A 22,069-nucleotide genomic window follows, 5' to 3' on the forward strand; every position below is an offset into this window, starting at 1 on the left:
ATTGATGATGCTATGAATAAAAGAGAAAGTAGAACCGTGATGATTTTTACCCTTGCAGCGAGGAAATTTAATGAACTGGTAAATTTTATTGATCATGATGCCAAATCGCTAACCGTGCTTACGGCCGTAGAAACGATTTCGAGTGGAGCTGTTTTTCAGCAGGAAGCCGGTGCAGAAGTTTACCGGGATGGACAATAATGGAATGAACAAATTTCAATAACCAATAATCAATTTTCAGTTGGCAGTTTTCAGTTGACAGTTTTCAGTTTGATTGCAGCTATGAACCATTAACTATTGACCAATAATCAATTTTCAGTTAACAGTTTTCAGTTTGATTGCAGCCATGAACCATTAACTATTGACTAATGAACCAATGACTAATGAACCAATGACAAATGAACTACTGAACGCCATTTTAAACCATTTACCCCATTAATCGTCAATTGTAAACTTGACAATAATCTAAATTTAATTATGCCCTTACTTTTAACCCCTAATCTTGATATTCTGGGTGCGATAAAACAACTTGACAGGTTGCTGAGCGAGATGAACATCGTGCCGGTGTTGGAATATAAAAACATCTGTTATCAACTGAAAATAGATGGCAATCCGTTTATGACGATTACGCTTAGCGCCAATCACATTAGCTACGAGAAATTGTACCAACCAGAAAATAATGAAAAATTTAATCCTGCTTTTAATCGCATAGCTACATTTATTTTCTCGTTGCGGGAGGTAGAAATTTTACAGGCCAGTTAATGTTTATTAATCGTCTTTTTAAGGTTTTACCACGCTTTTAAAGAACTTTATAACTACTTTATTGGCTTCGGTAGGGTAAACATGGCCTCCCGGATGGACGTACAACACCACAGGACTTTGTTTAGCCGAAGGATATAATGTGGCGTATTGGTCGTAAGGTTCACCCTTATCATTGCAGCCATTTACCTGTAATATTTTATTACACATGGCCCTCTGCCAGGCAGTTTTTACCAGGTCATCCTGCTCGCCCATAATATGCATGGCAGGCTTAGGCTTTAACTGGCTGGCAACTTTTGGTGCCACAGCAGCAGAGGGCGCAAAGGCTGCGAAAGTATCTCCACGGGTTGCCCAAAGCAAATAGGTAAAACCGCCGCCGTTAGAATGGCCTGTGGCGTAAATACGTTTGTTATCTACCCGATAATCTTGCTTGAGTGTTTTTAGCATCGCATCAAAAAAGTGCAAATCACGGTCACCCATATCGCCAGGGGCTTTTTGCCAGCCCGGTAAGCGGCCGGCAGGGTCGGTTAATTGTCCGGGTGTATTAAGCCCTTGCGGATAAACAACAATGGCTTCAGGCCAGAGCTTTTCGAAGCCTCTGCTTCTGAACATATTGCCCATTGTACCACCATGACCATGGAAAACAAATATTACCGGACTATCTTTACTTTTTGCAGTTGCCGGCAGGTAAACCATTGCTTCACGCGAAGCATTGTCTACCGTCCATTTCATGATTTTAACTGGTGACTCTTGCGCGCTGGAAATGATGGCCCAAATCATGATTAAGCCAATACACAAAATAGATTTACGAGGAAACCGCATAACAGATTTGTTTATATTTTTTTTGACGGGTGCAAGTGGTTTTGGTTTAACCGGAAATTTTATTTACCCCGATAATCCATCAATAGAAAGATCAGGATATTCCGGACCGGTTTTCCATAGCGCAATTGTGGAATGCTTACCGCTTTGGTAATTTTCCTGAACAAATGGCTGTATAGGGGATTTGGATCGCTAAAGTTGTTAGAAAAGGTAATGAAATAAGCATCATCGCCGTTTTTTATTTGTTTGCGGTAGCGGTTAAGCCAGGCGTAGGTATGGATATCTTCCAGCTGGCCGATGGCAATGAAGTTTAGTCCCAATGGTTGGGCCACATAGTTATCGATATGCGCACCGGGGAACCATTTGTTGCTGATGATAAAAGAAGTACTTGAAATGCCAGCAGAAATATTTCGCTGACGAAAGTGATTAAATTCATTTTTCAAGCCTTTCCAGCCATACATATCCAGCGTAAAATCGCCGCTGCCCAATGTTTCTTTGTCTTGTTTGCCGATTGTTCCGGGAAAATAATTGACTAAAAGTATACCTGATGAAACGATCAGCGCTAAAAATATGCTTGCAGCATAAGCAAGTTTAAGCTGGAGACTACTTTTTACTGTATCTGCTGAAAAATGGCAGGCTGTAAGCATAATCAGTGCAATGTAAGCGGGCCCCGACCAATGAGGGAGGGTATCTCTAAATAAAGAGGTAAACAGCAATATAAGAATGAGCGGTATACTGGTAAAGATCAAGAGCCTGACTGTCTGAGTTTTAATAGTCGATTGCTTTCGGGAAATGGCAATTAGGGCCATAAAGATTAATAGGTAATTAATGGGGTTGTTGTACAATATACTTCCCAATAGCTCGCGCGCAAAACCCAGCAGGTGGATGCCATGATTAAGCGTTACCCTGCTGCTATGAAAGCTATAGGTGATGAATTTGTTGTGAATATTCCAGATTAAAACCGGCGAAACAATGACTGCTGTTATCAAGCCGGCAAGATAAAAATACCTATTGAGCAGTAACTTACGGTATGTGGTTATCGCATATAAAAGTAAGCCAAACCACAAGAAAATGCCATGCACCTTACTCATGGTGCACAATCCGGCCACAACTCCGAATAAAATGAGGTTTAGGTTTAATCTGCTTCTGGTGATGTTTGGTGATGTACTGGCTATCAATAACCCAATTCCAATCAGCCAAAAAAAGATTTGAGGCGCATCTGGCAGGATAAACAGGCCTGCTATCACACTGCAATAAACAGAAGCGGTAAACAAAAGGGCGGCAATAAAACCTGCCGTTTCATCTTTTAATTTGCGTACGATGTTAAATATCAAAAGCGTATTTATTGCGGCAAGTATAATGGGGCCAAGCCTTACAAAAAATGCATCGGTAAAATGTAAATTAAAAGTTGTTAACCTGATGAGCAGGGCAACCATTGGCGGGTGATCGAAATAGTTCCATTGCAGGTGGTGGGCATAAGATAAATAATATACTTCATCGTTGCCTAAATCAACAGCTATGGCTGCAATACATCTGATTAACGTAGCCGTAAAGATTAAGATAATCAGTTTCGTTTTTATGGTCATGTAAGTTTATTCGGCAAAAAGCGAAGCAGCAGGTTGGGCGTTTTTTCGGCTACCGAAGCCAGGTAAAACAATTTTTTTGTCTTTTAATAGTACGATTGCGATTAAACCAAAAGCAATTCCAATTGCCATGGCTGTCCATACATCGAGTGGAAAATGCTCGCCGGTATACACACGCGAAAATCCAACTAATAAAGCGCCAATAAAAAGCAGGATAGTGGGGATAGTTCTTTTAAAACGACTGGCCAGTATGGTTGCCAGTGCAAATGCGGATGTGGTGTGACCGGATGGGAAGCTGTTATTTCCTGCGCAGCTCGTTTTAAAAAAATCGAGGTAAAATGGAATGTTACTGCTTTCGAAGTATATTCTTGGGCGTGGAGCAAAAATAAGATGCTTAAGCGTTTGGGCGAAAAGTCCTGAAGTAAGGTATGCCAGGAGTACGCATAATGCGAGATTACGTTGTTTGGTAAACAGCAATATGGCGCATACTACCAACGAACAGGTACCATCGCCCAGAAAGGTATAACGGGCAAAGAAAAAATCCATAGTTTGAGTGTGAAACTGGTTAAGTGCTATAAAACTATCAGCTTTAGTTACGCAGGCCAGCATTAATCCGCTAAGTGCCAGAAAAGACAGGCAAAGCAAATAGAAAAGGCGGTTATTTTCAGTTGCTTTATTTACAGGGCTTATCGTCATCATATTGTAAAGATAGCCCTGCTGTAAAATCAAATTGTTAGTGCTATATTACGATATTATAAAATAGTTTTAATTCCATTAACCAGTAGTTAGGCGGTTAAATCAAGGCTACTTTAAGGCTGAAATCTTCTTTAGTAAGCTTGCCTTTCCTTAGCTGACTAATGTATTTTAAAACTGTTAGCCGGTCTATTTCATTGCGGTAGCTTTCGCGTTCCTCAGGTGTTTGGGGGCTGTTTTGCAGTTTTATGTGGATGGAATAACGCGAAATTTCTTCCTCCAGCCTGTCGAACGGACAGTTGAAAAATTCTTCAAAACCAAATCTGGAAAAATTGATACGAACCATAGGGTAATAATAGCTGCTTATTATTACCCTCAATTAAGTGGAATGTTAAATGATTGTTATATAGGTTTATTTAGCCATGTCATTTACAGGTAATTCGAATAAGCTTACGGCTGCATTGTGATAATGCGCGGGTAACTGATCGGTGTTTTTTAAATCGAAAAGCCCGAGGTAATCGAAACCCGATTTTTGATAGTGATTAATTAATCCCTGGTTTTCACCTATTGTATCTAAACGGACAAAATCTTTATGGTGCGTTTTGGCATAAGCCTTAGCCTAGGTTACAATTGCGGTTACCAGGTTTTGTCCCCTAAAATCGGGATGGGTAGCAATGCGGTGAATGTAAACCGCAGGATCGGTATTTTTATCTTCCCATATTTGCGGATCGCTGAAAGTGGTCGCCCAAACACAGGCTACCTGGTCATCAATCAGCATTTTCCATTGCCTGAGTTCAGCTACTTCTGTTTCAATCAGTGCTTGTTCAAACTGAGGCCATTGCACAATGTACTTCGTTTTCTGGAAAGCTGTAGCTATTTTGTAAAGTTCAAAAATTTGTTCAATATCATTTGGGGTACTGTTTAATATTTCCATGTTATTTATCTTTTAGGGTTGCTTGTATATAGCTCGCAAGGTCATGCTCAACGGTATTATTACTGTTCCTCAATTGTGCAATAATACTTTCGCGCTCAGCCTGTGTTTTGTTCTGACTTAATTTTTGTTGTCCCTGCAGGTCTGTTACTTCCAGTTCAAAAGCTACTATTCCTTTGATCATTTTGTTTTTAAAGGTATCGGCAAGGCTGTTCCACTGATCCATATAATCCTTTTCGTAAACATTGATCATCTGCTCCAAAGCGTTTAGCTTCAAATTCTCATCATTAATCACCTTTGCCTTACCGTAGGCATGAACAGCGATATAATCCCAGGTGGGTACACTTTCACGTTTGCTGTAATGCGTAGGAGAGATGTAGGCGTGTGGCTCAGTAAATATGATCAGCGAGGTGTTTTGTTCAATGTAACGGGCCTGTTCATTGGCAATACTAAAATGCCCGCCAAGGATGAGTTTATCTGTACGCTGATCGACCACAAAAGGCAATTGCGTAGCTAAAGGGACCTGCTGATCGTTGTTTGTGATGATCGTTGCAAAGCTATAGCGCTGCATGAAAGCAATTTTTGCGGCTTCGCTTTCAAATTTATAACCGCTGGGTACAAACATGTTTTTCTGTTTTAATAAAGAATTGATTATTTAGCAAATTTCTTAGAGCCAGCCACACAAAGAATTACACCTATGGTAACACCTAGCATGCCTAAACTTACATTTTCATGGAGGAGTGTAGCTGCAAGGCCCAATCCAAAAAAGGGCTGGAGCAGTTGCAACTGACCAACTGAGGCAATGCCTCCCTGCGCCAGGCCGCGGTACCAGAATATAAAGCCAATAAACATACTAAATAAGGCAATATAAGCCAAACTAAGCCAGGCACCGGTACTTACGGTAGAAAATGAGCTGGGTTGGTAAATAAACATAATCGGTAACATAATGGGAAGCGAAATAACCAACGCCCAGGAGATCACCTGCCAGCCACCAAGTGTTTTCGACAGCCGGGCACCTTCTGCATAGCCTAGTCCGCAGAGTACAATGCCAGCAAGCATTAACATATCGCCAATGGGCGAAGCGGTTAGCCCCTGGTAAATGGCATAGCCGATAACCAGGAGACTGCCCATAACCGAAAATAACCAGAATACCGGACGAGGGCGTTCGCCACCACGGAGGACTGCAAAGGAAGCCGTTACGATGGGCAATAAGGCTAGAAATACCAATGAATGCGCCGAGGTAATGTGTTGTAGCGCCATGGCACTTAATAACGGGAAGCCAATAACGGCGCCCAAAGCAACAATTGCTAATGGGATATACATGGCTTTCGCTGGGCGTTTTTCTTTAAAAATAATCAATACAGCAAGGGCCAGTAAGCCGGCTATTGAGGCGCGGGCAACAGTCACAAATACCGGATTAAGGTCTGTTACAGCCATCCGGGTTGCGGGCATTGAGCCACTAAAAATAAGAACGCCGATAAAGCCGTTAAGCCAGCCCCTCGAAACATTTTCTTTAAGTGTTATACTGGTATCTTCCATTTCCTAAAAATTGATACACAAAACTGCAAAACTGGTGCTGATAAATACAGTATCAGTTTTGTATGTTTGTATGGATACAGTTTGCTTTTATTATGGAGAAAGTTTTTAGGTACAATGAAATTGCGAATGGCATTGCTACGCAGATTAGAAGTGGAATTTTAAAGGCTGGCGACCGTTTACCATCAGTACGGATGTTGTGTAAAGAGCACAGTATTGGCATGAATACAGCCAAAAGGGTGTTTTTAGAGCTCGAGGCACAATCGTTAATAGAAGTGAAGCCACAATCTGGCTTTTTCGTTAACAAACTCGATTACCTGAGGTTGCCATTGCCTGAGGCGAGTAATCCTTCGCTAAAAGCCAACTTTAACGAACCGAATGAATTAATTACCAAAGTATATTCCAACATTGGCCGTACCGATCTTACCTTATTTTCAATCGGCGTACCATCTGGCAACCTCTTGCCTTTGGCCAAACTGAAAAAGGAGGTTTTGTATGCTACGCGTGCTTTAGCTGAGGGAGGGACGGAATACGAACCCCTGCAGGGAAATGTTAAACTGAGGCGGATGATAGCCGTGCGCTCGCTGGCCTGGGGTGGGAATTTAAGCGAAGACGATATCATTACTACTAACGGTGGCATGAATGCCTTATCTTTTTGCCTGATGGCTTTGGGTAAAGCAGGGGATACAGTTGCAGTAGAAAGCCCCTGTTATCCCGGTATTTTTCAACTGGTAATTAGTTTGGGCTTTAAAGTGCTCGAATTGCCTACGCACCCCGTTACCGGTATTGAGGTTGATGCGTTAAAGAAAGTATTGCCTAAAATTAATATCTGCCTGCTGGTGCCCAATTTTAATACCCCAATGGGGAGTTGCATGCCCGATGAACATAAAAAAGAGGTTGTTAAACTACTTGCTGAGTGCAATATCCCGTTGATTGAAGACGATATTTATGGCGATATTTATTTTGGTACACAACGGCCAAAATGCTGCAAGGCTTTTGATACAGAAGGCAATGTGCTCTTGTGCAGTGCTTTTTCCAAAACCCTGGCACCGGGTTATCGCGTTGGCTGGATGGCACCGGGTAAATATAAAGATAAATTGCTGCGGTTAAAACTGGTGCATTCATTGTCGTCGCCATCAATTATACAGGAAGCCGTGGGCAATTTCCTTAAAACCGGTCGTTACGATGTGCACCTGCATCAACTTCGCCGTACTTTACAGCACAATTATCAAAACTATGTTCAGGCCATTGCCGATTATTTTCCGGAAGGCACAAAAACCAGCAGGCCACAAGGTGGACTCGCGCTGTGGGTCGAATTTGATAAAGGGGTAGATACCGTAAAACTGTACGATCTGGCTATTAAAAAGCAGATTAGCATTGCCCCTGGGCGTATGTTTACATTGCAAGATCAGTTCGAGAATTGTATCAGGCTTTGCATAGGCCTGCCCTGGTCTGATGAACTCAAGTTTAAACTTAAACAATTGGGCAATCTGGCTAAAATGATTTCATAATCTTAAATCCGTTGGAGCATTAGAGCGGTTTCCCGCTGATAAGGCAAATTTTGGCGTATGGTTCGCTAGCCTTTTTACAGCATTAAGATTGCCAGTCGAGCTGGCAATGACGGAAAGTGCAAAGGGAAATGCAAAAGATGTGTCCACACGATAGGCCGATCACGCAAATTTCGCTGATTGATATATTTGTTTTTGCTATTTTTAAAAAGAAAACTTAAAATATGCACGAACAATTACCTTTTATGCTGGCCCTGGTTGCCGCAATAGTACTGATCGAGATGCTGGCAACAAAGTTACGCATTGCCTACCCGGTATTATTGGTTATAGCAGGTTTACTCATCAGCTTTGTTCCGGGTTTACCTAAGGTGCAGGTAGATCCCAATATGATTTTCTTTATTTTCCTGCCGCCGCTTTTATTTGAGGCTTCGTGGAGCATTTCTTTTAAGGAGATGAAAAAGTGGTGGCGCATGATTGGGAGCTTTGCATTTTTGGTGGTGTTGTTCTCTGCGCTGGCCGTTGCCGTTGTGGCCAATTATTTTATCCCTGGTTTTAGCCTGGCGCTGGGCTTTTTGCTGGGCGGAATTGTATCTCCGCCAGATGCGGTAAGTACCGGAGCCATCATGAAATTTGTAAAAATCCCCAGATCAACGGCTACCATACTCGAAGGTGAAAGTTTGCTGAATGATGCCTCTTCTCTCATTATTTTCAGGTTTGCGTTGGTGGCGGTGGGTACCGGGCAGTTTATTTTTCAGGATGCTATACTGAGCTTTTCGTGGATGATTGCAGGTGGCATTGGCATCGGTTTGTTATTTGGCTGGTTGTTTGCACAGGCACATAAACGTTTGCCTACCGATGCGGCTTCTGATATTGTTTTTACGCTGATTGAGCCTTATTTTTTATATTGGGTTGCCGAGCAGGTACACAGCTCGGGGGTGCTCGCTGTGGTATCGGGCGGCTTGTTTTTATCGCTCCGCCGGCTTACTTTTTTAACCAGCGCAAGTCGTATACGCGGTTACAGTGTTTGGGAAGCCATGATATTTATCCTCAACGGCATTGTATTTATGCTCATTGGCCTCGAACTGCCTGAAGTAGTAGACGGGCTCCATGCCGATGGTATCCCGATAGGGCAGGCCATTACTTATGGACTCATTGTAACTGCGATATTAATTGTTGCGCGGATTATCAGCTCCTACAGTGCCCTGGTAGCCACTATTTTATTCAGACCCGATTTAGCCGTTTTGAGAGGAAGCAGCCGCATAAGGTGGCGCATGCCGCTATTATTGGGCTGGACCGGAATGCGCGGTGTGGTATCACTTGCTGCAGCCCTGGCCATTCCTTTAACCCTTAAAGGTGGGGTGCCCTTTCCGCACCGCAACCTCATTTTATTTATCACTTTTACCGTTATCCTCCTTACATTGTTAATTCAAGGCTTAACCCTCCCATATTTGATCAAACGTTCCGGCATTTTTGGACACATTCCGGAGCTGGGAGAAGAAGAAGCCAGGCACCGGATTAAAAGCCAGCTGGTGGCAGAAACGGTTAGGTTATTAAAAGCACAGCAGGATGGTCAGGTAGAAAAAGATGTGCATTTACAACGGATGATAACGCAGTGGGAGCATAAAATAAATAATCCTGAGCAGGTTAAAATGAGCGAAAGCACCAAAAAAGCCTATATGGAGTTACTAGACGGACAACGCAATTTCCTGTCAGCATTAAACCGAAATGATGCCGAACTTCATGATGAGATGATCAGATTACATATTTACCAGATCGATTTGGAAGAGGAGCGGGTAAAGCTATTGTAAATCAAATTTAGGTCGTTTTAGAAAAAGCAAAGCGGTTATTTCATAGATAGATTTATCTTTTTCAGCTTGTAGAAGAGCTGTCTAAAAGCTTTATGAAGTGTTTCGATACTTCGTGAAGCTCAGCACGGGCCGGGCTCGACGTTACAATTTGCTAAACAATCTATGATACAAGCTCTTTAAAAATACTTTAATTACTTAGAAACTGTCTTAATTTCAATAAAATATCAAATGGGCGGTGGAGACACCGCCCAATAGCACACGCTACAGGTGGGTGTCATCACCCACCTGTTAGATTTGTTAATTTTTTCCTTAGTTTTTACCGGCAATTTCTTTCGATGCGTTAATAATTACCTCAGCCACTGCCTTAGGTTGAGAAATGAAAACCACATGGCTGCCTTTAATTTCGGTAGTTTTGGTGTTTGAGCGTTTGTACATCGCACGTTGGATCTCAGGATTGATGCTTTTATCTTCAGTTGCAATCACTGCGTAAGCTGGTTTATCTCTCCAGGCCGCTTTAGTGATGGGGGCTAAGAAACCTTTGGCATGAAAAGCACCTTGCGAAGCATACATAAAATCGGACTGGGCTTTGCTGATATCTGCACAGAAACCTGCATGGAATTTGGCTTTATCGTAATAAATGATGCCTTTATCGTCAGCGTTTAAAACGCCGTTTTCTGGTGCCGGTGGCGCAGTTTGCAGCCATTGTAAGGAGGTCTCACCATTATCGGGCTGTAAAGCCGCTACATAAACCAAACCTGCAACTTTGGGGTGGTTACCAGCTTGTGTAATTACCGTTCCGCCCCACGAGTGGCCTACCAGAATGGTTGGGCCATCTTGTTTATCGAGTACAGCATTAGTAGCTGCCACATCATCTTCAAGCGAAGTTAAAGGGTTTTGTACTACCGTTACCTGATAACCTTTTTGAGTTAATACTTCGTATAAGGATCTCCATCCCGAACCGTCGGCAAAGGCACCATGCACCAGTACAACGTTTTTAATTGGGCCTTTGCTTTGTGCGGCTACATCACTAACCGAAAATAAAGCTGTAAAAAATACGATGGCGAACATGAAAAATGCATGCAATTGTCCTTTTATTGTTGTTTTCATTTTGTTTAAAATTATAAGGTTTAACTAATTGTATTGTTTAACTTGATTTAGGCTGATAGCGAAGCTGATAATGTGATTTCGGTATTTAATAATTTTGATACCGGACAAATTTCTTTTGCTTTTTGTGCGAAGGCTTTAAATTCTTCTTCATCAATTCCTGCAACACTACCGGTTAATTCAAGGTGGATTAAGGTAATGGTGCCATTCTCAAAAGTTACATTGGCTTTGGTATCCAGGTTTTCGGGAACCAGACCTGCCTCGCTTAACAGGAAGCTCAGTTGCATGGTAAAACAACCAGAATGTGCTGCGGCAATCAGTTCTTCGGGGTTGGTGCCAACACCTTCCGCAAAACGGGTTTTAAATGATAATTGTGTCTGATCTAAAGTAGTACTTTGGGTGCTGATGGTTCCTTTTCCATCCATTCCTGTACCTTTCCAATTGGCGTTTGCTGTTCTTGTAAATTTCATGATCTTAATTTTTTAAATGTTTATAGTGATTGATCTTTTTTGTTGGAACAAATTTATTGCGGCTACGTTCATAAATCAAATTGATAATTTTATATCTTTATAAATAAAATTTATAATCATGACTATTCAGCAATTGAAATACGTAGTGGCATTGGATGAGGAACGTCACTTTGCACGGGCGGCAGAAGTTTGCATGGTAACACAACCCGGACTTACCATACAACTCAAAAACCTGGAAGAAGAAATTGGCATTAAAATTTTCGATCGCAACAAGGTGCCGCTAACACCAACAGTACTGGGTAAGGAGATTATTAACCGGGCCAGGAAAATTTTGCGCGAAACCGATGAAATCCGCGATTTTGTAATCAATCAGAAAAACCTGCTCGAAGGTGAATTGAAACTGGGCATAATTTCAACCTTATCGCCATATCTTATTCCCTTATTTATCAGTGCTATGAAAACCATTGCACCCAAAGTACATTTTGTAATTAAAGAGGCCAATACAGGTCAGCTGATGCAGGATGTAGAAACAGGAGCAATCGACGTGGCCATTATGGCAACGCCAACAGGACATCCAAACCTGGTTGAACATGTCATTTTTAAAGAACCTTTTGTAGCGTATTTAAATGAAAACCACCCGATGGCCAACGATGATTTTTACGAACTGCAACCTGATGATAAGCCCGAACTGTTGCTCTTGCAGAACGAGTACTGCTACAATGCCCAGCTATTGGATATTTGCGGAATCAAGGAGCCGGGTAAAATAAAAGAACAGTTCAGTTATGATATCTCTTCGATCGAAACACTGAAAAACCTCGTACGCGCCAAGCTAGGCTTTGCCATTATTCCGGCACTTTCAATCATCAACGAGAAAGAAACCGCACTCTTTAAAACTTTCAAAGACCCTAAGCCGGTAAGGGAAATCAGTTTTGTAGTATCCGATACCTTTTCTAAAAAGCTGCTGCTCGAAAAAATGAGTCAGGCCGTGTGGGATTGCCTCCCTGAAGCACTCAAAAAAGATTTTAGCTATAAAAAAATAAGGTGGAACGATTCGCCATACTTTATCAGTTCGGTAAGTAAACTTTAACTGCAACAGGTCATCTTTGTGTTATTTGAGGATAGTCAGTTTGCAGACTAGCACCATAAAGGTTATATTTGGATTAATTGAAGCCTTGTAGTAACCATATAATCACAAATCCTAAACCTTTTGCCTTAAGTTGCAACAGGTATAGTTTGCACGTGCTTCGAAAATCGGGCAACAATAGCTTTTCAGCCGGGCTTTTCTACATCCCCAGCTTTAAGGATTTTGATCATTTTGCCCCAAGCCTATAACATACCATCCCTGGTTTGGGGTTAAACACAACACAACAGCAATTTATTTAAAAAAATAAGGACGCCATTGGCGATATATTGCCGCGTTTGTGTTTTTTTCAATTTCGAATCCATTTAAAAACAATAAATATGAATCCAAACGAGAGCAACCCGGTGATTATCACCCAGGAGGACTATAACCTCCTTAAGCCTTATTTTAGTAAACAAAATGCTGGAAGTGATGAAATGTCGCTTTCGGCAGAGCTAAGCAGGGCAATTATCATTAAAAAGGAAGCATTTCCTGCACATGGCATCAGATTAAATGCCCGGGTGTGGATAACCGACGAGGCCACAGGTGAAACTACAGCCCTTACCATTGTGCTGCCACAATATGCCAATATCAAAGAAAAGAAAATCTCGGTTACAACACCTATCGCGGCAGCATTGATTGGTTTTAGGAAAGGCGATACTGTGCAATGGAAAGTTCCTGCCGGACTAAAAGTCTTTAGCATTACAGATGTTGTGCCACCAAACGAATAAAATAAATCAACCAAGGGCAGCATTAACACCTCGTGGTTTAGTTTCTGTATTTAGCCAAAAGTTGGATGCAATTACCGTTTTTTTATATTTGCAGGTAAGGATTAGATGATGTTGATTAGTGCAGGTAAATTAAACGAATAGAACAATATGGCTAAAATTACAGCAAATGAACTGGCTGCGGTAGCGAAGAAAATAATGGGCCTGGTTACTCAGTTTGATATTGAAGTAAAGGTAAGCGAGCCTAATGTAATTGCATTGTTAATTCCCGATGATATGTCGTTTAACGATCAGGCAGCCATGGCTGAGTTTGCACGGCAGATATTGCTTACTGCAGGTGTGCACCTCTATGCAGACCTGGAGTTTGTTTTCTTCAAGGCAGATATTGTTTTGGGCAGTGTGGTTATTCACGGCTTGTCCAGAGAACAGCTGAATTAAATATTAAAGCCCCGCATTTTGCAGGGCTTTTGTTTTTTATGCAGCCGGTGGAATTACATTTACTTCAAATGCTCTGTAAGCCAGCATCCCGGCATGATGTACCACCATTAAGTTAAGTTTCATGCTCTCGATCAGTGCCCTCGCCTGACTAATGTTTTTGGGCAAATCGTTAATGCCCCTGATCTCAATTCCTTTAGTCATGAGCTTGAATTTAGCCGGTTCGAATTTATCAATGAATTTTTGCAGATCGGTACTGATGGTATTTGCCGTTTTTTCCATACTGATTTTTGTATTGCTTAATGTTGCTGCAAAATAAGGATGGCTGTTTTAACTCATTGCTGTGGTAATGTTATGTTTTTGTGTGGTTTATTATAGTTAATAATCACTTAATATCTGCTTAATGCAGGCGCATTAGCTTTGCAGCATAAATATTTGGTTAGTATTTATAAAGTTTAGGTTAGTTGATAAGAGCCACGATGGATGTCGTGGCTTTTTTATTTCCATTTCAGCAAAAAAAACCTTTTCCACTTCAATAACCCGGTTCTGTTGAAGGTTTAAATAGCTTTTAATCATTTTTTATAAGGTAAAACCCACTTTATAAACCTGTTTTTTATAAGTTCCGGGCGACATGCCCGTAATTTTTTTAAACGATTTGGAAAAGTACGAAAGGTTATCAAAACCCGTTTGGTTTGCAATTTCAGAATAGCTTAACTGGCTGGTGGCGAGTAGGTATTGGGCGCGTTCTATGCGCTTGCCAAGTACATAATTAACCGGGCGCTCGCCGGTAAAGGTTTTAAACAAGCGCGAAAAGTAATCGGGATGTTGATTTATACGCGAGGCTAGTACTGTTACCGATAGATCCTGATTCAGGTTAATTAAAATATAATTTACCGTTTCGGCTATTTTAACTGGGGTTTTCGGGTGCGATTCCTGTTTTAAGTAAAATTGGGGTTGCAAGAAACGGCCCATCAGTTGCAGCAATATTCCTTGTGTTTCCAGGTAAGCTGCCAAACTCTGCCGGTTATTTAATTCCTGGTATTCCTTATAAAAAATGTTCTTTTCATATATTTTGGGGTCGTCAGACCGGTTAATGCCCCGGCCGGGGTTAATTTCGAGTAAACGCTTAAAAAGGTCAATATCCATTGAACTGGCCTTGATTCTGGATATGGCCCGCCTATGTGCAAAGAGGGATGTCCCATCTGCAGATTCTTCAAAAAACTGGGCAAAATACTGACTTAGAAAACTGTTGCAATGGAGATTACACAAAGTAAAGCTTGGAATAATATAGAGATAGCCTGCTTCGAGCTGCAAACTTTGTTGCTGATCAGATATTGCTCCTGATCCTTCATCAATGTAATAAATGCGGTAATAGGGGCTAATTACATTGCGGTAATCCCATTTGGCAGAAAGTTTTACATAATCTACATTGAGTAAAGAAAAAGTATTTTGAAGAATTCTTTTGGCCATTTTTTTTAATAAAATGTCGGATTTTTACAATAAATAGTCTGTTTTAATCAAATTTAGATCGGATAAGATACTTATTTTTGAATGTAATAGCCAAATATATGAAACATCCTGAACACAATTGTCTGGCTGCATGCTGCTCATATTTTTGTGCTCCGCAGCTTTCGGTGCAGTAAAATTTAACATTCAAAATTTAAAGAAACCATAAATGAAAAAAACATTAGTTGTAATGATTACGGCATTTTTCATGTCGATAAATGTTCAGGCGCAGCAAAACAACACCCGCATTGAACCTCAGAAATTTAAGCCGACAGACGAATCCTTAAAGCAATATCAATATCCGGATTGGTTTCGTGATGCAAAATTCGGAATCTGGTCTCATTGGGGGCCGCAGGCCGTTCCCAGGCAAGGCGATTGGTATGCCAAAAACATGTATATGCAGGGCAGCGGCCAGAACAAATACCATGTAGCGCATTATGGAACACCCTCTAAATTTGGTTACAAGGATATAATCCCATTGTGGAAAGCAGAAAAGTGGAATCCGGAGCAATTAATGGCTCTTTATAAGAAAGCCGGAGCAAAGTATTTTGTAAGTATGGGCTCACATCATGATATGTTCTTTTTGTGGAATTCTAAAATCCACAGGTGGAATTCGGTAAAAATGGGGCCGCAGAAAGATGTGGTGGGGCTGTGGCAAAAGGCAGCTAAAAAAGAAGGACTGCGTTTTGGCGTTTCAGAGCATCTCGCAGCCAGTTTTAACTGGTTTCAACCCAGTCATGGGGCAGATAAAACCGGACAGTTTGCTGGCATTCCTTATGATGGACGTGATCCGCAATATGCAGATCTTTATCATTTACCAGCCGATTCGAGCAACATTAATGAATGGATTACCAATAATCCCGGCTGGCAAAAAAAATGGCTGGAATACGTAACCGAACTCGTTGATAACTATCATCCCGATTTGCTTTACTCAGATAGCAAGCTTCCGTTTGAGGACATTGGCCGCACCATGGTAGCACATTACTATAATCAGGATATGGCTAAAAATAAAGGTAAGCTCGAAGCTGTTTATACCCCTAAAGAACCATCTGAGGGTAAATGGGCACAGGATGTTGAGCGTGGCGTACTCGATTCGATCAGTCCTTTCCCTTGGCAAACCGATACCTCAATAGGCGACTGGTATTACAGAACCGGACAGAAATACAAAAGTGCGAATGAAATTGCGCAGCTTTTAATAGATATTGTGAGCAAAAACGGCAATTTATTAATTAATGTTGTGCAAACTCCTGAGGGCGACCTGGAGCCCGATGTGGTTAAAGTTGTAACTGAAATAGGTGAATGGATTAAACTGAATGGCGAAGGGATTTACGCCACGCGCCCCTGGAAAGTGTATGGCGAAGGACCTTCAACCCTTAAATCGAACCAGACAAAAGGTCGTTTTGGCGGCTTAACAGATACGCGCGAATATCAGGCTGCAGATATCCGCTACACCACTAAAGGAAACGATCTTTTTGCATTTTGTTTAAACGTTCCGCAGGGGGATATTGAGATGAAACTGTTGGGACGGAACTCGAAATATCTGACTAAGCCAATAAGCGCAGTTACTTTGCTGGGTAGTAAGCAAAAGCTGAACTGGGAGCAGCGCGATGATTTGCTGCTGATAAAAAAGCCTGAAAATTATCCGGCCTGGCAGGTAACCGGATTTAAAGTAGAATTTAAGAAATAGCAGCAAAGCCAAAAAATCGTTTGCTGACGAAAATAACTTTAATTAAAAGGTAGATTTAAAGCAATAATTAAAATAAAAAACGAGACAAACAGGTTAAAAGCCGGTTTGTCTCGTTTTTGCAGGCATTTTTCTGCTAACCAGTTTCTATTTTATCAAATCAGAAATTGTCTTAAGCAGCGTATCATAATTACAGGGTTTTCCGATAATAGCATCGGCCAGACAATCTAATTCACTGATTTTTTTATGCGAAAGGGCAGTCATTAAAATTATTGGGATTTGAGCGGTAAGCCACGAATTTTTAATTTTATCACAAATTTCCCTTCCGTCGGCATCATCCAGGCAAATATCCATAATAATTAAATCGGGATTGAAAGCAACGAGCGAGTCTTTAATCAGCGATGACTTATCGACTAAACTGACAATGTAGCCCTCATCTGAAAGCAATAATTCCAGAGATCCAAGCAAAAACAGGTCATCATCAACTACCAGGATTTTCTTATTCATATGCTATAGAAGTAAGCCGCTTAGTCTGTGATATTACAGTAGAGCGTTTAATAACTCAAAATATCATTTTTTTTAGACATCACAAAAAAATAGTGTACTTTGATATTGACGTGGTTTTGTAATTCTGTGCTTACATTGCTTGTTTTTATGCCCTTGTGTGTCTCCCGTAATTTCAGCACTGAAAATGCTTAAAAAATATAAATGCTCAACAAGGATAATTAATAAATAGGTTAGTTTGGGGCTTTCATTAAGGATGTAAGCTTAATTCTACCATAATAATTTTCAATCCATTCTTTAAAGTTACCACAATGTGATAGCATGTCTAGCTGCCTGATTAAATCTCGTAAGCTTTAGATAATAACTTATTGAATGGAGGAGCTGAGCTAATATATTTGATAAATATCGGTCTAGGAGATAAAAAAAACGAGACAAGCAGCTTGAAAACTGATTTGTCTCGTTTGTGCTCCCGACGAGATTCGAACTCATATCGATGGTACCGGAAACCATAATTCTATCCATTGAACTACGGGAGCAAGGCTGCAAATATAGAAAAATCAAAATCATTTAATCAAAATAAATCGGCTATTTTTAGTCATTAAATATAAAAGCAGCTGGCTTTTTGAACCTCAGGTTTTATTTTGTGTTAAAAAATAATTAAATCATTGTCTCTGTTTTCTATAGCCGCGGTTTCTGGCCCCGTATTTTTCAATTTAGTGCCTGCTTAACGATTTTTAAAGCCCCGGCACTGGCTTTTTTAGAAATAAAAATGCACCTTTGCGAACCGTTAATAGAGGTTTAGGCATGTAACAAAAAAATAGTTGTTTATGGAAGAAATGGTTGTAGAAGAGATTCAGGAACTGCTTGAAAAGGAAAACGATAAAGCTTTAAAGCAATATCTCGACCAACTGAACATTTCGGATGTTGAACAACTTATTGACGAGCTGCCGCAGTACGCTGCCAAATTTATCGAAACCCTCTCCATAAACAGGGCCGTAAACGTTTTCCGGATTCTTGATTTTCCAACTCAGGAGCGTATCATCAAAAAACTTTCAGGCAATAAGCTGAATCAGATTATTAAAGATCTGCCACCTGATGACCGTACAGCACTTTTTAGTGAGCTAAAAGGCGATGTGGTAAAGAAAATGATTACACTTTTACCTCCGCAGGAACGTAATGAGTCGCTTACCCTTTTAGGTTATAACGAATACAGTATTGGCCGGTTAATGACCCCCGATTACATTGCCGTTAAGCCCGAATGGTCAATTGCACGGGTTCTGGCGCACATCAGGCGTTACGGTAAAAACTCCGAAACCATTGATGTGGTATACGTAATCGATAAAGAAGGCGTATTATTGGACGATATCAGGATCAGAGAAGTGTTACTGGCCGATCCTGAAGCCATTATTGGCGAATTAACCGACAGACGCTTCATCGCCTTAAAGGCTAACGATCCGCAGGAAGATGCCATTAACATTTTCAGGATGAATAACCGGGTGGCTTTACCGGTAGTAGATGAAAACAACATTCTTTTGGGTATTGTAACCGTTGATGATATTTTGTGGATTGCCAACGAAGAATATACCGAAGATATGCATAAAATAGGGGGTACCGAGGCTTTGGATGAACCCTATCTCGATACCTCTATCTTTAACCTCGTTAAAAAACGCGTGGGTTGGCTGGCCATTTTAATGGTTGGCGAAATGCTTACCGCTACGGCGATGGGCTTTTTCGAAGGACAAATCCACAAGGCTACCGTATTGGCCCTGTTTATTCCCTTAATTATTTCATGCGGTGGAAACAGTGGCTCGCAGGCCTCTACGCTAATTATCCAGGCCATGGCATTGGGCGAAGTAACCATTAAAGACTGGTGGCGGGTAATGAATCGTGAAATTACCTCAGGCTTCCTTTTGGGCTTGTGTTTAGGCTTGATAGGCTTCCTGCGTATTTTTGTGTGGCATGTGGCTGCACCCAATGTATACGGTGAGCACTGGATCCTTATTGCGGCAACCATTAGTGTATCGTTAATATTTGTAGTATTGTGGGGTTCGCTTAGTGGCTCAATGCTACCAATTCTGCTCAAAAAGCTTGGTGCCGACCCTGCTACATCTTCAGCTCCTTTTGTAGCCACACTGGTTGATGTAACCGGGTTGATTATATATTTCAGTTTTGCCGTATTGTTTTTAAAAGGCGTATTATTATAGATCTAAACCATGCAAAAGAAAATTACCACACTTTTTACCGATATCGGAGGCGTTTTATTAACCAACGGCTGGGACAGGCGGGCAAGGGGTGAAGCTTCAGTGCTTTTTAACCTCGATTCAGTTGATCTCGAAGAACGTCATCACCTTACTTTTGATACCTATGAAGTAGGGAAACTTACTTTGGATGAATACCTCGAGCGTATCGTGTTCTTTGAAGAGCGGAGCTTCAGTTACGATGATTTTAAAGAATTTATGTTCAAAAAATCATTGGCTTACCCCGAAATGATCCAGCTGATTTGCGATTTGAAGAAGAAATACAACCTTAAAGTTGCGGTAATCAGTAATGAAGGTCGCGAGCTGAATCAATACCGCATCAATACCTTTAAGCTAAATGAATTTGTCGATTTCTTCGTTTCATCCAGCTTTGTGCATTTCCGTAAGCCCGATGCCGATATTTTTAAAGTAGCCATCGATATTTCGCAAAGCGATGTAGATACCAGTTTGTATATCGACGACAGGATGCTGTTTGTGCAGGTTGCAGAACAATTGGGCTTAAAAGGCATACACCATACTGATTACGAAGACACCAAAGCACAGCTGGCAGCTTATGGGTTAGAGGTTTAATAACTGAATTTGTTATTCTTTTTATAGTTGGAATCGTCATTCCCAGCTTGACTGGGAATCTTAATACAAAAGGTTTTAAGATCCCTACATTCGCAGGAATGACGCCCTTCCTATTGGATTATGTCATGATAATCAGAATAAAATAACGTTACTTAATAAAGCATTTCGACTCTGCTCAGGATGACAAATGTTGGTGTAACCCTCCACTAATTCCATTTCCAGTTTAATTCTGTAATAAACTCGATATTTAATTGTTTAGCCAGGCTTACGAAAAAAGATCTGACATTATCCAATTCACTTAATCGGTCTTTGGGGATAATTAAATATTGATTGGATTTAGTTCTGAGGTAAAAATATTTTTCAATTTCAGTAACCTGGTCTATTTCTGTAAGTTTCATCTGAGTATAACCTGTTTTGTCAGTCATTTCAACCGAATCTGTATTGAAAGTAATTGTTGCAGATTCATTGAAATGGTGGCTTAAGTTCTCATTAACAAATTTTTTATAGTGCCGCTTGTATACTCTTTTTTGGTATTTAGGATAAAATAGCAAAGTAAGTATCGCAATTATGAAAAAATAATAGCCTAAAAACCTGTCATCTGGAAGAAAAGAAATTAAACTAGCGATAAAAAAAGCTCCACTAAGGATGAGCCAATTCCTTTTTCTGGCTCTTTTTACTGTTTTGTTTTTTGAAGAAATGAAAAGTCTTGATTGTAAGTAATCTTCTTCGGTTATGATGAAATTGAGCGTCATTTAGTTTGTTTATAAGTTTTTTCTTGTGAGTAAATATTAAAAAATAAAAAAACCGCCTTCTTCAGGCGGCTTTATTTCTATTATGATTTTGAAAAATCTTCTTTGTACCTTGGTTTAAACATTAAACCTGAAGTGCATGATGTCTCCATCTTCCACTACATAAGTTTTACCTTCTACACCCAGTTTACCTGCATCTTTACATGCATTTTCTGAACCCAGGGTTACGAAATCGTTGTATTTAATTACCTCTGCGCGGATAAAACCTTTTTCAAAATCAGTGTGGATTACACCAGCGGCCTGTGGTGCCGTAAAACCTTTAGTAATCGTCCAGGCACGTACTTCTTGCACACCTGCAGTAAAGTAAGTGTAAAGGTTTAATAATTTATAAGCTGCACGAATCAGTTTGTTTACACCCGATTCAGTTAAACCTAAATCAGCTAAAAACTCCTGACGTTCCTCATAGCTTTCCAGTTCAGCAATTTCCGACTCAATTTTAGCAGAAATAACCAAAACCTCAGCATTTTCATCAGCAACATTCGCTTTGACCAGATCAACATATTTATTGCCGGTAACAACCGATGCTTCATCTACATTACACACATACATTACAGGTTTTTGCGTAAGTAAACCCAAATCCAGTATGAAATCGAAATCTTCAGGGGCTAATGGCGCCGTACGAACAGATTTTCCGCTTTCCAGGTGAGATTTTACTACAGTTAAAATTTCGTATGTACGTTTTGCATCCTTATCGCCACCTGTTTTAGCCATTTTTTCAACCTTTTGGATGCGTTTATCAACAGTATCCAAATCTTTAAGCTGTAATTCGGTATCAATAATTTCCCTGTCACGGATCGGATCAACAGAACCATCTACGTGGATTACGTTACCATCATCAAAACAACGTAAAACGTGTATAATTGCATTCGTTGCACGGATGTTTCCTAAAAACTGGTTTCCTAAACCTTCACCTTTCGATGCTCCTTTTACTAAACCGGCAATATCTACAATTTCGATGGTATTAGGCTGTACTTTGTTTGGTTTAACCAGTTCAGCAAGTTTAGTCAACCTGTCGTCAGGTACTGTAATTACGCCAACATTGGGCTCAATAGTGCAAAAGGGAAAGTTTGCTGCCTGCGCTTTTGCGTTTGATAAACAGTTAAAAAGAGTCGATTTACCAACATTTGGTAAACCCACAATACCACATTGTAATGCCATTTATATTTTAGTTATTTTATAGTCAATAGTTTTTTAGTTGATGGTTCATAGTTCAAAACCTATACTCCATACTTCTGCGCCTTCCGCCT

At 40.6% G+C, this 22,069-nt stretch carries 24 protein-coding genes and 1 tRNA gene; 10 read left to right on the forward strand and 15 right to left on the reverse strand.

Going from position 1 to position 22,069, the window contains the following annotated elements; all coding sequences use genetic code 11:
- The first annotated feature begins 12 nt into the window (after positions 1 to 12).
- Positions 13 to 198, forward strand: a complete 186-nt coding sequence (locus tag BLR37_RS18615; protein WP_143009622.1) for a hypothetical protein — start codon at positions 13 to 15, stop codon at positions 196 to 198.
- A gap of 276 nt (positions 199 to 474) precedes the next feature.
- Positions 475 to 759: a hypothetical protein gene (locus tag BLR37_RS18620; protein ID WP_090771212.1), complete on the forward strand. Its 285-nt coding sequence runs from the start codon at positions 475 to 477 to the stop codon at positions 757 to 759.
- An 18-nt stretch (positions 760 to 777) separates the two neighbouring features.
- Here BLR37_RS18620 and BLR37_RS18625 read toward each other — a convergent pair whose 3' ends face one another.
- The 7 genes from BLR37_RS18625 to BLR37_RS18655 form a co-directional block, all read right to left on the reverse strand.
- On the reverse strand, positions 778 to 1,536 hold the full coding sequence (locus BLR37_RS18625; RefSeq protein WP_244154697.1) for a CE1 family esterase: 759 nt from the start codon (positions 1,534 to 1,536) through the stop codon (positions 778 to 780).
- A gap of 101 nt (positions 1,537 to 1,637) precedes the next feature.
- Positions 1,638 to 3,161, reverse strand: a complete 1,524-nt coding sequence (locus BLR37_RS18630; protein ID WP_090771216.1) for an ArnT family glycosyltransferase — start codon at positions 3,159 to 3,161, stop codon at positions 1,638 to 1,640.
- A 6-nt stretch (positions 3,162 to 3,167) separates the two neighbouring features.
- Positions 3,168 to 3,857 carry a phosphatase PAP2 family protein gene (locus tag BLR37_RS18635; RefSeq protein WP_090771218.1) on the reverse strand — a complete coding sequence of 230 codons (690 nt, stop codon included), beginning with the start codon at positions 3,855 to 3,857 and terminating at the stop codon, positions 3,168 to 3,170.
- Positions 3,858 to 3,951: 94 nt separating this feature from the next.
- Positions 3,952 to 4,230, reverse strand: coding sequence for a hypothetical protein (locus BLR37_RS18640; protein ID WP_143009623.1), 279 nt, complete (start codon positions 4,228 to 4,230; stop codon positions 3,952 to 3,954).
- Positions 4,231 to 4,470: 240 nt separating this feature from the next.
- Entirely contained in the window at positions 4,471 to 4,785 is a 315-nt protein-coding gene (locus tag BLR37_RS25525) for a GNAT family N-acetyltransferase (RefSeq protein WP_208599691.1), read from the reverse strand.
- Position 4,786: 1 nt separating this feature from the next.
- A complete protein-coding gene (locus BLR37_RS18650) occupies positions 4,787 to 5,407 on the reverse strand; it encodes an FMN-binding negative transcriptional regulator (RefSeq protein ID WP_090771221.1) in 621 nt (206 codons plus the stop codon).
- A gap of 26 nt (positions 5,408 to 5,433) precedes the next feature.
- The gene (locus BLR37_RS18655; RefSeq protein WP_090771223.1) at positions 5,434 to 6,321 is read right to left on the reverse strand and encodes a DMT family transporter; all 888 of its coding nucleotides are present in this window, start codon (positions 6,319 to 6,321) and stop codon (positions 5,434 to 5,436) included.
- 92 nt (positions 6,322 to 6,413) lie between these two features.
- On the opposite strand from BLR37_RS18655, the gene BLR37_RS18660 reads away from it, so the two are divergent.
- Together BLR37_RS18660 and BLR37_RS18665 are read left to right on the forward strand one after the other, a co-directional pair.
- Positions 6,414 to 7,829, forward strand: a complete 1,416-nt coding sequence (locus tag BLR37_RS18660) for an aminotransferase-like domain-containing protein (RefSeq protein ID WP_090771387.1) — start codon at positions 6,414 to 6,416, stop codon at positions 7,827 to 7,829.
- Positions 7,830 to 8,050: 221 nt separating this feature from the next.
- Complete coding sequence (locus BLR37_RS18665; protein WP_090771225.1) at positions 8,051 to 9,634, forward strand: Na+/H+ antiporter; 1,584 nt, start codon at positions 8,051 to 8,053, stop codon at positions 9,632 to 9,634.
- A 309-nt stretch (positions 9,635 to 9,943) separates the two neighbouring features.
- On the opposite strand, the gene BLR37_RS18670 is transcribed toward BLR37_RS18665, so the two are convergent.
- Both BLR37_RS18670 and BLR37_RS18675 read right to left on the reverse strand, forming a co-directional pair.
- Positions 9,944 to 10,741, reverse strand: coding sequence for an alpha/beta fold hydrolase (locus tag BLR37_RS18670; RefSeq protein ID WP_090771226.1), 798 nt, complete (start codon positions 10,739 to 10,741; stop codon positions 9,944 to 9,946).
- 47 nt (positions 10,742 to 10,788) lie between these two features.
- The gene (locus tag BLR37_RS18675) at positions 10,789 to 11,208 is read right to left on the reverse strand and encodes an OsmC family protein (protein ID WP_090771228.1); all 420 of its coding nucleotides are present in this window, start codon (positions 11,206 to 11,208) and stop codon (positions 10,789 to 10,791) included.
- Between the two features lie 118 nt (positions 11,209 to 11,326).
- On the opposite strand from BLR37_RS18675, the gene BLR37_RS18680 reads away from it, so the two are divergent.
- From BLR37_RS18680 to BLR37_RS18690, 3 genes are all read left to right on the forward strand, one after another.
- Positions 11,327 to 12,295, forward strand: coding sequence for a hydrogen peroxide-inducible genes activator (locus BLR37_RS18680; RefSeq protein WP_090771230.1), 969 nt, complete (start codon positions 11,327 to 11,329; stop codon positions 12,293 to 12,295).
- Between the two features lie 374 nt (positions 12,296 to 12,669).
- Positions 12,670 to 13,059, forward strand: a complete 390-nt coding sequence (locus tag BLR37_RS18685; RefSeq protein WP_039480253.1) for a GreA/GreB family elongation factor — start codon at positions 12,670 to 12,672, stop codon at positions 13,057 to 13,059.
- 147 nt (positions 13,060 to 13,206) lie between these two features.
- Positions 13,207 to 13,494, forward strand: coding sequence for a hypothetical protein (locus tag BLR37_RS18690; RefSeq protein WP_090771232.1), 288 nt, complete (start codon positions 13,207 to 13,209; stop codon positions 13,492 to 13,494).
- A 36-nt stretch (positions 13,495 to 13,530) separates the two neighbouring features.
- Here the strand turns inward: BLR37_RS18690 and BLR37_RS18695 are convergent, their stop codons facing one another.
- Together BLR37_RS18695 and BLR37_RS18700 are read right to left on the reverse strand one after the other, a co-directional pair.
- Positions 13,531 to 13,773 carry a hypothetical protein gene (locus BLR37_RS18695; protein ID WP_090771234.1) on the reverse strand — a complete coding sequence of 81 codons (243 nt, stop codon included), beginning with the start codon at positions 13,771 to 13,773 and terminating at the stop codon, positions 13,531 to 13,533.
- 297 nt (positions 13,774 to 14,070) lie between these two features.
- The gene (locus BLR37_RS18700) at positions 14,071 to 14,961 is read right to left on the reverse strand and encodes a helix-turn-helix domain-containing protein (RefSeq protein WP_090771235.1); all 891 of its coding nucleotides are present in this window, start codon (positions 14,959 to 14,961) and stop codon (positions 14,071 to 14,073) included.
- Positions 14,962 to 15,166: 205 nt separating this feature from the next.
- Here BLR37_RS18700 and BLR37_RS18705 point away from each other — a divergent pair, with 205 nt between their 5' ends.
- Positions 15,167 to 16,684, forward strand: a complete 1,518-nt coding sequence (locus BLR37_RS18705; RefSeq protein ID WP_090771237.1) for an alpha-L-fucosidase — start codon at positions 15,167 to 15,169, stop codon at positions 16,682 to 16,684.
- A gap of 144 nt (positions 16,685 to 16,828) precedes the next feature.
- Here BLR37_RS18705 and BLR37_RS18710 read toward each other — a convergent pair whose 3' ends face one another.
- Both BLR37_RS18710 and BLR37_RS18715 read right to left on the reverse strand, forming a co-directional pair.
- Positions 16,829 to 17,188: a response regulator transcription factor gene (locus tag BLR37_RS18710; RefSeq protein ID WP_090771239.1), complete on the reverse strand. Its 360-nt coding sequence runs from the start codon at positions 17,186 to 17,188 to the stop codon at positions 16,829 to 16,831.
- A 461-nt stretch (positions 17,189 to 17,649) separates the two neighbouring features.
- Positions 17,650 to 17,721 (reverse strand) — tRNA-Arg (locus BLR37_RS18715).
- 291 nt (positions 17,722 to 18,012) lie between these two features.
- Between BLR37_RS18715 and mgtE the strand changes: the two genes are divergently transcribed.
- Together mgtE and BLR37_RS18725 are read left to right on the forward strand one after the other, a co-directional pair.
- On the forward strand, positions 18,013 to 19,389 hold the full coding sequence (gene mgtE / locus BLR37_RS18720; RefSeq protein WP_090771241.1) for a magnesium transporter: 1,377 nt from the start codon (positions 18,013 to 18,015) through the stop codon (positions 19,387 to 19,389).
- 9 nt (positions 19,390 to 19,398) lie between these two features.
- Positions 19,399 to 20,013 (forward strand): HAD hydrolase-like protein, encoded by a 615-nt coding sequence (locus BLR37_RS18725; protein ID WP_090771243.1) that lies wholly within the window; start codon positions 19,399 to 19,401, stop codon positions 20,011 to 20,013.
- 206 nt (positions 20,014 to 20,219) lie between these two features.
- Here BLR37_RS18725 and BLR37_RS18730 read toward each other — a convergent pair whose 3' ends face one another.
- Together BLR37_RS18730 and ychF are read right to left on the reverse strand one after the other, a co-directional pair.
- Entirely contained in the window at positions 20,220 to 20,765 is a 546-nt protein-coding gene (locus tag BLR37_RS18730) for a YcxB family protein (protein ID WP_090771245.1), read from the reverse strand.
- Positions 20,766 to 20,879: 114 nt separating this feature from the next.
- Positions 20,880 to 21,980: a redox-regulated ATPase YchF gene (ychF, locus tag BLR37_RS18735; protein ID WP_090771247.1), complete on the reverse strand. Its 1,101-nt coding sequence runs from the start codon at positions 21,978 to 21,980 to the stop codon at positions 20,880 to 20,882.
- Positions 21,981 to 22,069 lie beyond the last annotated feature (89 nt).

Source organism: Pedobacter soli, assembly GCF_900101435.1.
Taxonomy (GTDB): domain Bacteria; phylum Bacteroidota; class Bacteroidia; order Sphingobacteriales; family Sphingobacteriaceae; genus Pedobacter; species Pedobacter soli.

Coding starts and splice junctions, on each gene's coding strand:
- BLR37_RS18690 (WP_090771232.1), top strand. CDS start 13,207: ATGGCTAAAATTACAGCAAATGAACTGGCTGCGGTAGCGAAGAAAATA.
- BLR37_RS18655 (WP_090771223.1), bottom strand. CDS start 6,321: ATGGAAGATACCAGTATAACACTTAAAGAAAATGTTTCGAGGGGCTGG.
- mgtE (WP_090771241.1), top strand. CDS start 18,013: ATGGAAGAAATGGTTGTAGAAGAGATTCAGGAACTGCTTGAAAAGGAA.
- BLR37_RS25525 (WP_208599691.1), bottom strand. CDS start 4,785: ATGGAAATATTAAACAGTACCCCAAATGATATTGAACAAATTTTTGAA.
- BLR37_RS18630 (WP_090771216.1), bottom strand. CDS start 3,161: ATGACCATAAAAACGAAACTGATTATCTTAATCTTTACGGCTACGTTA.
- BLR37_RS18650 (WP_090771221.1), bottom strand. CDS start 5,407: ATGTTTGTACCCAGCGGTTATAAATTTGAAAGCGAAGCCGCAAAAATT.
- BLR37_RS18635 (WP_090771218.1), bottom strand. CDS start 3,857: ATGATGACGATAAGCCCTGTAAATAAAGCAACTGAAAATAACCGCCTT.
- BLR37_RS18620 (WP_090771212.1), top strand. CDS start 475: ATGCCCTTACTTTTAACCCCTAATCTTGATATTCTGGGTGCGATAAAA.
- BLR37_RS18695 (WP_090771234.1), bottom strand. CDS start 13,773: ATGGAAAAAACGGCAAATACCATCAGTACCGATCTGCAAAAATTCATT.
- BLR37_RS18725 (WP_090771243.1), top strand. CDS start 19,399: ATGCAAAAGAAAATTACCACACTTTTTACCGATATCGGAGGCGTTTTA.
- BLR37_RS18665 (WP_090771225.1), top strand. CDS start 8,051: ATGCACGAACAATTACCTTTTATGCTGGCCCTGGTTGCCGCAATAGTA.
- BLR37_RS18680 (WP_090771230.1), top strand. CDS start 11,327: ATGACTATTCAGCAATTGAAATACGTAGTGGCATTGGATGAGGAACGT.
- BLR37_RS18615 (WP_143009622.1), top strand. CDS start 13: ATGAATAAAAGAGAAAGTAGAACCGTGATGATTTTTACCCTTGCAGCG.
- BLR37_RS18710 (WP_090771239.1), bottom strand. CDS start 17,188: ATGAATAAGAAAATCCTGGTAGTTGATGATGACCTGTTTTTGCTTGGA.
- BLR37_RS18730 (WP_090771245.1), bottom strand. CDS start 20,765: ATGACGCTCAATTTCATCATAACCGAAGAAGATTACTTACAATCAAGA.
- BLR37_RS18625 (WP_244154697.1), bottom strand. CDS start 1,536: ATGATTTGGGCCATCATTTCCAGCGCGCAAGAGTCACCAGTTAAAATC.
- BLR37_RS18700 (WP_090771235.1), bottom strand. CDS start 14,961: ATGGCCAAAAGAATTCTTCAAAATACTTTTTCTTTACTCAATGTAGAT.
- BLR37_RS18670 (WP_090771226.1), bottom strand. CDS start 10,741: ATGAAAACAACAATAAAAGGACAATTGCATGCATTTTTCATGTTCGCC.
- BLR37_RS18675 (WP_090771228.1), bottom strand. CDS start 11,208: ATGAAATTTACAAGAACAGCAAACGCCAATTGGAAAGGTACAGGAATG.
- BLR37_RS18705 (WP_090771237.1), top strand. CDS start 15,167: ATGAAAAAAACATTAGTTGTAATGATTACGGCATTTTTCATGTCGATA.
- BLR37_RS18660 (WP_090771387.1), top strand. CDS start 6,414: ATGGAGAAAGTTTTTAGGTACAATGAAATTGCGAATGGCATTGCTACG.
- BLR37_RS18685 (WP_039480253.1), top strand. CDS start 12,670: ATGAATCCAAACGAGAGCAACCCGGTGATTATCACCCAGGAGGACTAT.
- ychF (WP_090771247.1), bottom strand. CDS start 21,980: ATGGCATTACAATGTGGTATTGTGGGTTTACCAAATGTTGGTAAATCG.